Source organism: Pseudomonas sp. 05T35 (assembly GCF_056396605.1).
On sequence record NZ_JBFTLU010000160.1, the window covers coordinates 1 to 8,940 of the forward strand.

Sequence of the window (8,940 nt, forward strand, 5' to 3'; positions counted from 1 at the left end):
GGTTTGTACAGCCTCAGGGGAAAGGAAAGAGTATCGGGCACGGCCTTGAATTTTGAGTCGCTTCTTTATGGTACTTCTGTTGTCGGTGTAGCCCTGTCCCTTGCCGCCATGTTGTTGCTTGCAAAAGCAATGAGCGGTGTGTCGGGGTTTATGGAGCTGCATCACCATATTTTTCAAATGGTCCTCATGGGGACTGACGTCGGTTTGACCTGGATGGTCCGAATAGCTGCTCTGGTGATGGCAATTATTGGCGTTGCCTTGAATAAGCGCTTCCCGACACTCAGCCTCTGGATCGTCACCGCATGTGGAGCCATTGCACTGGCCACCCTGGCATGGACAGGACATGGTGCTATGGATGAAGGTAGCCGTCGTTATTGGCATTTCATCAGCGATATCTTCCATCTTTTAGCTGCAGGTGGTTGGTTGGGTGCTCTCGCGGCGTTCGCTCTATTGTTGCGTTTGAAATCACTGAAGGGCGAGCAAGAGGCACGAATGCTTGCTCGGGTACTGACTGGATTTGAATCGGCTGGCGCGGTGATCGTAGTGATCCTGAGCATCACCGGTGTAGTGAATTACCTGTTTATCGTAGGTCCAACCCTCGATGAGGTGATGCTGAGTACTTATGGGATATTGCTGTTCCTGAAAGTCCTGCTGTTTTCCGGAATGATCGTACTGGCCATTCTCAATCGTTTTCATCTAAGCCCGCTATTAGAGCGATCAGTTCGAACTGGAGAGTATTCGGTGGCGGTCAACGCTTTGCGGCGCAGCATGACTTTCGAGTTCTCAATGGCAGTCGTCATCGTGTGTCTTGTCGCTTGGTTAGGAACGTTGAGCCCGGAGATGAGTATGAAAGCTGAATAGAGCTAAAAACGGCATGTCTCGTTTCCCTCTACAAGCATTAAAAGACGGATTAAAAAAAGAGGCTTTTGCCTAATGTCTGTCAGTTAAGCGCAATCCATGTGGGAGCGAGCCGGCTCCGGGCGGCGTTCCGACGATGACGGCATAACATTCACATCAACGTTGACTGACCCACCGCTATCGTCGGAACGCCGCCCGGAGCCGGCTCGCTCCCACAGGTTCGTGCCTTAACTGGCTGGCATTAGGCAGAAGCCTCTTTTTTTCATTCCAGCAGGTTTCACTCGAAACCGCTTCCATTTGCTCTCCACCCCTTCTGACACAAATGTATCTCTGTGTATCCAGGCCGCATGCCGATACGGACTGTTTCTTTTGTGGGCCGTTGCTGACACATACGGGATACCTGATCGGCGTCAAATGAGCGCCATCGAGACAGCGCAAGCCGTCTCGCTGGACCACTCAACGTCTGGAGATATCGTCATGAACTGGAAGAACCTCAGCATCGCTTCATTGTTTGCCGTACTCAGCCTTGGCGCCGTGGCGGCCAACGCTCAAGACAGCGTCAAATCCCACAGCTACAGGTACGGCGATCACCTGGATATCGCCAAAGTGCTGTCGGTCAACGAAGCGCCGTCCTCAGGCTGTGGCGTCGTGGAGACTCGTATGACTTACCTCGACTCGCTCGGCAAGATCCAGTCTCTGGATTACAGCACCCTTGCTCAGGACTGCGGCCAAGGCAGTTGATGCAAGGTTGTGCGGGGCAGGCCGTCAACACTCCGGCTGACGGCAGCCCAATAGTCGCAACTGACTGTGGCCAAGTGTGCGCTACGGCCGGTGATCAGCTCTGGTAACGATCGCCGCGCCTATAGGCCACTGACTAAAAAGGAGATTTATCATGCTTACAGTTTCGTCCGTTTCCGCCAGGCGCCGTTGCCTGGCTTCATCCGTCAGGGTTCATGTGTTCGGTCTCGCACTGCTGGCTGGCGGCAGTGGCGCATGGGCAGCCACTACGGCTACCGACAATGCACCTGCCAGCGCTGCATCGGCTACATCGGAGGCCATTCGCCCATACCGCATTCATGTTGATGAAGCGCGCCTGACCGACCTGCGCAAACGCATCGCAGACACCCGCTGGCCTGACAAGGAGACCGTCGACGACGTTTCCCAAGGTGTGCAACGGGCACAGGTGCAAGAGTTGGTGAAGTACTGGGGCAACGGTTACGACTGGCGCAAGGCCGAGGCCAGGCTCAATGCTTTACCAGAGTTCATGACCACCATCGATGGTGTCGACATCCAGTTCATCCATGTGCGCTCGCGCAATCCCAACGCGATGCCGCTGATCCTCACCCACGGCTGGCCCGGTTCACAATTCGAATTCCTTGAAACCATCGGCCCGCTGACCGATCCGACCGCTTACGGCGGGCGTGTGGAAGACTCTTTCGACGTGGTGATTCCGTCGATTCCCGGCTATGGTTTTTCCGGCAAACCGACTGAATTGGGCTGGGGGCCTGACCGGGTGGCGAAGGCTTGGGATGTGCTGATGAAGCGACTGGGCTACACCCATTACGTGTCCCAGGGCGGCGATCATGGTTCGGTRATTTCCGACGCACTGGGTCGCCTGGCGCCTCCAGGATTACTTGGCATTCATCTGAATATGCCGGCGACCATACCGCCGGAGCTGGTGAAGCCGATCAACAGTGGCGATCCGGCACCGGCCGGGTTGACCGATCCGGAACGCACGGCCTACAACTCGCTGAGTAGTTTCTTCGGTCGCAATGCAGCCTACGGCGCGATGATGGTGACCCGGCCGCAGACTATCGGCTATCTGCTGGCTGACTCGCCCTCCGGCACGGCGGCCTGGATGTACGAAAAAATCGCAGCCTGGACCGACAGTGACGGCAAGCCTGAACGTGTGCTCAGCCGCGATGAGATGCTCGACGACATCAGCCTGTATTGGCTGACTGACACCGGCGCGTCGTCCTCCCGTTTCTATTGGGAGAACAACAACAATAACTTCAGCGCCGCGGCGCAAAAGACTGCGGACATCAAGGTCCCGGTGGCGATCACCGTGTTCCCGCACGAAATCTACCGCGCGCCGAAAGCCTGGGCAGAGCGTGCCTATCCATCGCTCTCCTACTTCAACGAAGTCAACAAAGGCGGCCACTTCGCTGCCTGGGAGCAGCCTCAATTGTTCAGCGAAGAATTACGTGAGGCATTCCGTCCGTTGCGTGCGTCTGCGCAAAACACCGGCGCTCAGGCCGCCCGGTAAACACTTTCCAATCGATTCCAAAAACCGGAACCACTCACCAGCCGTTCACAAGGGAGACTCACCATGGACACGAACCCGTTGAACCACAAATCCATACCTCGGCGTCTGCTCGCGCCATCTGTTCTGGCGATCGCATTGATGCAGCTGGGCGCTTTGAGTGTGGCCTCGGCGCAGGCGAACGCCGCTGATGTGCCGGCCAGCACCATCGGCACCATTACGCCGGGAAGTAACACTTCGTTCGGCCCATTGAAGCATGTCAAGGCCGGTCTGCTGGATGTTGCCTACGCCGAAGTCGGCCCTGCCGATGGGCCGGTGGTCATCCTGCTGCACGGCTGGCCTTACGATATTCACAGCTACGCCGACGTGGCGCCGGCGCTGGCGCAGAAGGGCTATCGAGTGCTGATTCCGTATGCGCGCGGTTATGGCGATACGCGTTTTCTTTCTGCCAAGACCGTTCGCAACGGCCAGCCTGCTGCACTTGCAAGCGATCTGATCGACTTCATGGATGCGCTGAAAATCAACCAGGCTGTGCTCGGCGGGTATGACTGGGGCGCGCGCACGGCCGACATCGTCGCGGCCTTATGGCCGGAGCGGGTGAAAGCGCTGGTTGCGGTGAGTGGCTATCTGATCGGTAGCCAGGAGGCCGGCAAGACACCGCTGCCGCCTGCTGCCGAGTTGCAGTGGTGGTATCAGTTCTATTTTGCGACAGAGCGTGGCCGTCTGGGCTATGAAAAAAACACCCACGACTTCGCCAAGCTGATCTGGAAACTGGCGTCGCCAAAGTGGAACTTCGACGACGCCACCTATGACCGAAGCGCCGCCGCTTTGCAAAATCCCGATCACGTCGCCGTATCCATCTTCAACTATCGCTGGCGCCTGGGCCTGATCAAGGGCGAATCAAAATACGACAAGCTGGAGAAGAAACTGGCGACCTTCCCATCCATCAGCGTGCCGACCATCACCCTTGAGGGCGATGCCAACGGTGCGCCACATCCACCTGCCGAGGCCTATGCCAAGCGCTTCACCGGCAAATATGAGTATCGATTGATCAATGGCGGTATCGGCCACAACTTGCCGCAGGAGGCCCCACAAGCCTTCGCCCAGGCAGTGATCGACGCTGATCATCTCTGATGGCCTGAAGGGGAGAGCAGCGATGAAGCTCAAGTATCTGGCCGTGTTGTCCGCTGCCGTGGCATCGGTTGCGTTGACCGCTACCGGAGTAGCGCGGGGCGACGCCGGTGGCGGCGACGCTTCACCGATCTACGGCGTGAAGCTTCCCGATGGCTATCGCCAATGGGCGCTGATAGCGCCGGCGCAGGAAGCGGCACCCCTGGACGAACTTCGAGCGGTCCTGGGCAATGATCTGGCGATCAAGGCCTACCAGGATTCAACGCTGCCGTTCCCTGACGGCACGGTGCTGGTGAAGCTCGCCTGGAAACACGTCCAGTCCCCGGAGTTCGAGCCGGCCTCCATTCCCGGCGCGGCCACTACCGTTCAGGTCATGGTCAAGGACTCGAGGAAATATGCGTCAACCGGCGGTTGGGGTTTTGGTCGCTTTATCAACGGCAAACCCGCCGATGAGGCACAGCACCAGACCTGCTTCGCCTGCCACCAGGCGCGAGTGCAGAACCACGACTTCGTCTTCACCCGATTCGCTCCATAGTCCAATCGCCCAAGGAGTTTCCAATGAAAAAAGTAATGGCTGCTCTGGCCTGCACCGCCGGCCTGATCATCGGTGCCAACGCATCGGCGCAAACTGAAAAGCCTACCGTCGTTCTCGTGCACGGCGCCTTTGCCGATGCGTCGAGCTGGAATGGCGTGGTGAAGATCCTCGAGAAGGATGGCTACCCCGTTGTGGCTGCTGCCAATCCGTTGCGCAGCGTGAAGAGCGACGGCGCTGCTGTTTCGGCATTGCTGGCTGGCATCAAGTCGCCCGTCGTGCTGGTCGGCCACTCCTACGGCGGCAACGTCATCAGTGAAGCGGCCAATGACCGTGCCAATGTAAAGGCACTGGTTTACGTCAGCGCGTTCGCGCCCGAGGCGGGCGAAACCGTCGCCGGGCTAGCCGGCAAATTCCCGGGGAGTACCCTCGGCCCAACCCTTGCGGCGCCTGTCGCGCTGGCTGATGGCGGCAAGGATTTGTACATCCAGCAGGACAAGTTCCACGACCAGTTCGCCGCTGACGTCCCCGCCGCACAGGCGGCATTGATGGCGGCGACTCAGCGTCCGGTCACCGAAGCGGCGCTGAACGAGCAGTCAGGTACACCGGCCTGGAAGCATATTCCGTCCTGGTACATCTATGGCGACAAGGACAAGAACATTCCACCGCAGGCCATGGCATTCATGGCCAAGCGAGCCGAGGCCAAAGTGGTGAAAGTCGTTAAAGGGGCTTCCCATGTCGTGATGGTTTCAAATCCGGAGCCGGTCGCCCGACTGATTGAACAAGCGGCTGCGGCAAAGTGATTCCTGCGCTTGTGAAGGGTGGGTAGAGACAAATGGTCAGGTATCGAATCAAGGCATCGAGTGAGGCATTCACTCCTGCCTTGATCGATTTTTTGTGTCCGGCGTCCCTTATGGATGAACGGGATAATCAATGTATCCGCGCTGGTCGCCACCAAAGAAGGTGCTTGGGTCTGAAGTGTTGAGCGCCAGTCCGTCACGGATCCGCCGTGGCAAGTCAGGGTTGGCCAGGAACGGCCTTCCAAAGGCAATGATGTCAGCACGGTTGGCGGCCAAGGCTTGTTCTGCTGTTTTCGGATCGTAACCACCGGCGACCATCAGCACACCTTTCCATTCCGTACGAAGTTGACCGATGATCGCGTCCCAGCGGGGATCGAAATTCTCGTCCTTGACGGTGCCCACCACTGCAGGTTCCACAAGATGCAGATAGGCCAGGGGCCAGCGGTTCAGGGAGCGCACGATGTGGCCGAATGTGGCCTCGGGTGTCGCATCACCCATTCCCATGAAGCGCCCCATGGGCGTAAGCCGTACACCTACGCGCTCGGCCCCCACTTCATCGGCAACAGCGTCTACCACTTCCAGCAACAGACGAGCGCGATGTTCCACGCTGCCGCCGTAGCCGTCCTCACGCTGGTTGCTGTTGCTATTGATGAATTGGTCGAGCAGATAACCGTTGCCCGCGTGGATTTCAATGCCGTCCATGCCGGCTTTCAAGGCGTTGCGCGCAGCGCGACGATAGTCGCCGATAATATCCGCAATCTCTGAGGTTTCCAGAGCACGCGGCACGGGTACATCACCCCAGACACCATTGCCATCGTCATCGACGATAAACGTCTTGCCTGGAACAGGCAGTGCGCTGGGAGCAACCGGCAGGGCGTTATCGGGTTGGAAGCTTGGGTGAGAGACACGCCCCACATGCCACAGCTGCATGAAAATCAGTCCGCCCGCTTCATGCACTTGTGTGCTCACCTGACGCCAGGCTTCCACCTGTTCATCGCTGTAAATCCCCGGGGTCCAGGCGTAGCCCTGACCTTGACGGGAAATCTGCGTGGCTTCGGTAATGATCAAGGCGGCACTTGCGCGTTGCCGGTAATACTCGGCGTTCATGGCGGTCGGAAGGTCGCCCGGTTGTCCGGCTCGGGAGCGGGTCAGAGGGGCCATCACCACGCGATGAGCCAGTGTGTAGGGACCAACCGCAATGGGTTGAAACAGGTGCTGAGTCATGGGTATTTCCTTGGGAGGGCATCGACCGGGATGCCATGAGTGCTCAGGCGGATGGTGCCTGGTTGAAAAGCAGGTGATTGCCGATTTCCGTGCCCTGTATCCGCCAGACCACCGAGCGAACCGCCTACGACAATGGTGCGGTGTTGATGATGTGATGCAGTGCCGAACATGCTGTGATCCTCCTGTTGGGCACTAACTTAATCCGCCGGGCCTTGAGTGATAATCCAGCCGCAGCTCTACGCTGCATTGCGTGAAACGCAACGCTTTAACGGGAAGTGGATTTCAGGCTATGCCTGCTGCTCTGAGCGGGTCAGGGGGAGATTCAGCCAGCGTCGGCCGGTAGCGTTCGCTACGGCATTCCCGATGGCGGCGGCCATGGGGCCCTGGACGATCTCGGCCGCACCGAGAAATGGTTGTCCCGGCTGGTCGAGCAAATGCACGTCGACCTGCCTGGGTAACTGAGGAAAGCGCAGGATCGGATAACCGCTCCAATCGTAGCTGCGCACACCACCCGGGTCGTAACCGACTTTTTCATACAAGGTCCAGCTGGCGGACTGCACGATGCCTCCTTCCACCTGGTTGCGCAGGCCATCGGGGTTGACGATTTGCCCCACGTCCACTGCGGTTACCACTCGATCGAGCTGAACCTCGCCGGTCTGCGGATGCACCTGCAAACGGACGGCTATTGCGCAGTACCCCATGATGTTCTTGTAGCGGGCAAACGCGAAGCCAATGCCGGAACCAGGTTCATTGCCTTTGTGCAGCCAGCCGCTGGCGTCACGGACGCGTTCGACCACCGCCCGTGCTCGCGGGTCTGTCAGATGGGCGAGGCGCAAGGCAACCGGATCGGCGCCGGCCTGAGCGGCCAGTTCGTCGATGCAGGCTTCGATGGCGAAGATATTGATATGTGCCCCCAACGAACGCATGGCGGATGTGCGAAACGGCATGGTGGTCACGAAGTTCATGTCGATGCGGGTGGATGCCAGGGCGTACAGCGGCACGGCATTTCGATCGCCATCCCCTTCGGGTTGGGCGATTGGAACCGACGGCGCGGAGACAAATGGGCGAGCCAACAGCCGTGCGGGAATCAATCTGCCGGCATTTACGATGCGTTCATTGTGCGGTGTCGTCCACAGCTCATAGGCCCAGTCCTGCAGTCTGCCCTGCGCATCGAGGCTGGCCTGGACCTCGGTGAGCATGGCGGAGCTATAGGGCTCCCAGAGGTTTTCCTGCTCGCGCATCCATTGCACGCGCACAGGCGTGCCTGCGACACGCATCGCAATCAACGCGGCATCGGCTGCCGCGTCGTCCGCGCCGTTGTGGCCATAACACCCGGACCCCTCGGTATGGATGCAGCGCACCCGCTCTGGCGCCAGTCCCACCATCTCGGCGATTCCCGCGCGAAGAGGGTAGACACCCTGCGTGTGGGTCCAGACAGTGAGCGTGCCATCCTTGAACCAGGCCACGGCGCAGGACGGGCCGATGGAACCGTGTATGAGGTACTGCTTGGTGACCCGCGCGCGATAACTCGCGCTGGCTCCAGCAGTCGGGCTACCTTCATGGCTGATCGGATAGCGGTGTGCAGGGAGGCGTGTCAACAACGAGTGGATGTCCCGAGATTCGGGGATCGCCTGTCCGCCGCTCCAGCGGGCTCGCTCATACCCGCTGCGCATCGCTTTAATGGCTTGCCACTCGTCTCTGGCCACCACTGCCAGGTAGTTGCCGTCGTGCACCACCTGCACCACCCCCGGCAGACCCTTTATCGACTCGGCATCGAAGTCTTCAAGGGTGCAACCAGGACGTGGCGGACGGATAACGCGGGCATGCAGCATGCCGGGCAGGCGCAGATCCTGGACGAAAGCGGCGCCGCCACTGACTTTGGCCGGGATATCCAGGCGAGGAAGAGAATGACCGATCAGCTTGAAAGCGGACACCGGCATCGATGGCGATCGGRCCTTCGCATAGTGGTGCAGGTCGACGCCCTTGACGGCTTCGGCGTATGACATCCGTTGTCCAGTCGGGCCGTGGATGACGCCCTCGTGGGTGGTCAGCAGTGCGGCTTCGACTCCCCAGCTGCGTGCCGCCGACTCCAACAGCAATTCCCGAACCTGAGCCGCTGCGTTGAACAAGGC

Annotated in this window: 8 protein-coding genes; 6 read left to right on the forward strand and 2 right to left on the reverse strand. The window is 59.2% G+C overall.

From position 1 onward, the window contains the following. The 6 genes from copD to AC1DH9_RS14285 form a co-directional block, all read left to right on the forward strand. Positions 1–861: copper homeostasis membrane protein CopD (gene copD / locus AC1DH9_RS14260; protein ID WP_477808324.1), on the forward strand; the 861-nt coding region annotated here is incomplete at its 5' end. A 411-nt stretch (positions 862–1,272) separates the two neighbouring features. Beyond that, the gene (locus tag AC1DH9_RS14265) at positions 1,273–1,599 is read left to right on the forward strand and encodes a DUF2790 domain-containing protein (protein WP_477806079.1); all 327 of its coding nucleotides are present in this window, start codon (positions 1,273–1,275) and stop codon (positions 1,597–1,599) included. A gap of 151 nt (positions 1,600–1,750) precedes the next feature. Beyond that, positions 1,751–3,124, forward strand: a complete 1,374-nt coding sequence (locus AC1DH9_RS14270; RefSeq protein WP_427538457.1) for an epoxide hydrolase family protein — start codon at positions 1,751–1,753, stop codon at positions 3,122–3,124. 63 nt (positions 3,125–3,187) lie between these two features. Then, positions 3,188–4,255, forward strand: a complete 1,068-nt coding sequence (locus tag AC1DH9_RS14275; RefSeq protein WP_427538460.1) for an alpha/beta fold hydrolase — start codon at positions 3,188–3,190, stop codon at positions 4,253–4,255. Between the two features lie 22 nt (positions 4,256–4,277). Beyond that, positions 4,278–4,787: a cytochrome P460 family protein gene (locus AC1DH9_RS14280; protein WP_427538463.1), complete on the forward strand. Its 510-nt coding sequence runs from the start codon at positions 4,278–4,280 to the stop codon at positions 4,785–4,787. A 23-nt stretch (positions 4,788–4,810) separates the two neighbouring features. Further along, positions 4,811–5,587 carry an alpha/beta fold hydrolase gene (locus tag AC1DH9_RS14285; RefSeq protein WP_427538466.1) on the forward strand — a complete coding sequence of 259 codons (777 nt, stop codon included), beginning with the start codon at positions 4,811–4,813 and terminating at the stop codon, positions 5,585–5,587. Between the two features lie 108 nt (positions 5,588–5,695). On the opposite strand, the gene AC1DH9_RS14290 is transcribed toward AC1DH9_RS14285, so the two are convergent. Together AC1DH9_RS14290 and AC1DH9_RS14295 are read right to left on the reverse strand one after the other, a co-directional pair. Beyond that, positions 5,696–6,808, reverse strand: coding sequence for an alkene reductase (locus AC1DH9_RS14290; RefSeq protein WP_427538469.1), 1,113 nt, complete (start codon positions 6,806–6,808; stop codon positions 5,696–5,698). 287 nt (positions 6,809–7,095) lie between these two features. Next, the coding region (locus AC1DH9_RS14295) for a xanthine dehydrogenase family protein molybdopterin-binding subunit (protein WP_477808325.1) at positions 7,096–8,940 on the reverse strand (1,845 nt) is incomplete at its 5' end.

Coding starts and splice junctions, on each gene's coding strand:
- AC1DH9_RS14265 (WP_477806079.1), top strand. CDS start 1,273: ATGAGCGCCATCGAGACAGCGCAAGCCGTCTCGCTGGACCACTCAACG.
- AC1DH9_RS14275 (WP_427538460.1), top strand. CDS start 3,188: ATGGACACGAACCCGTTGAACCACAAATCCATACCTCGGCGTCTGCTC.
- AC1DH9_RS14280 (WP_427538463.1), top strand. CDS start 4,278: ATGAAGCTCAAGTATCTGGCCGTGTTGTCCGCTGCCGTGGCATCGGTT.
- AC1DH9_RS14285 (WP_427538466.1), top strand. CDS start 4,811: ATGAAAAAAGTAATGGCTGCTCTGGCCTGCACCGCCGGCCTGATCATC.
- AC1DH9_RS14290 (WP_427538469.1), bottom strand. CDS start 6,808: ATGACTCAGCACCTGTTTCAACCCATTGCGGTTGGTCCCTACACACTG.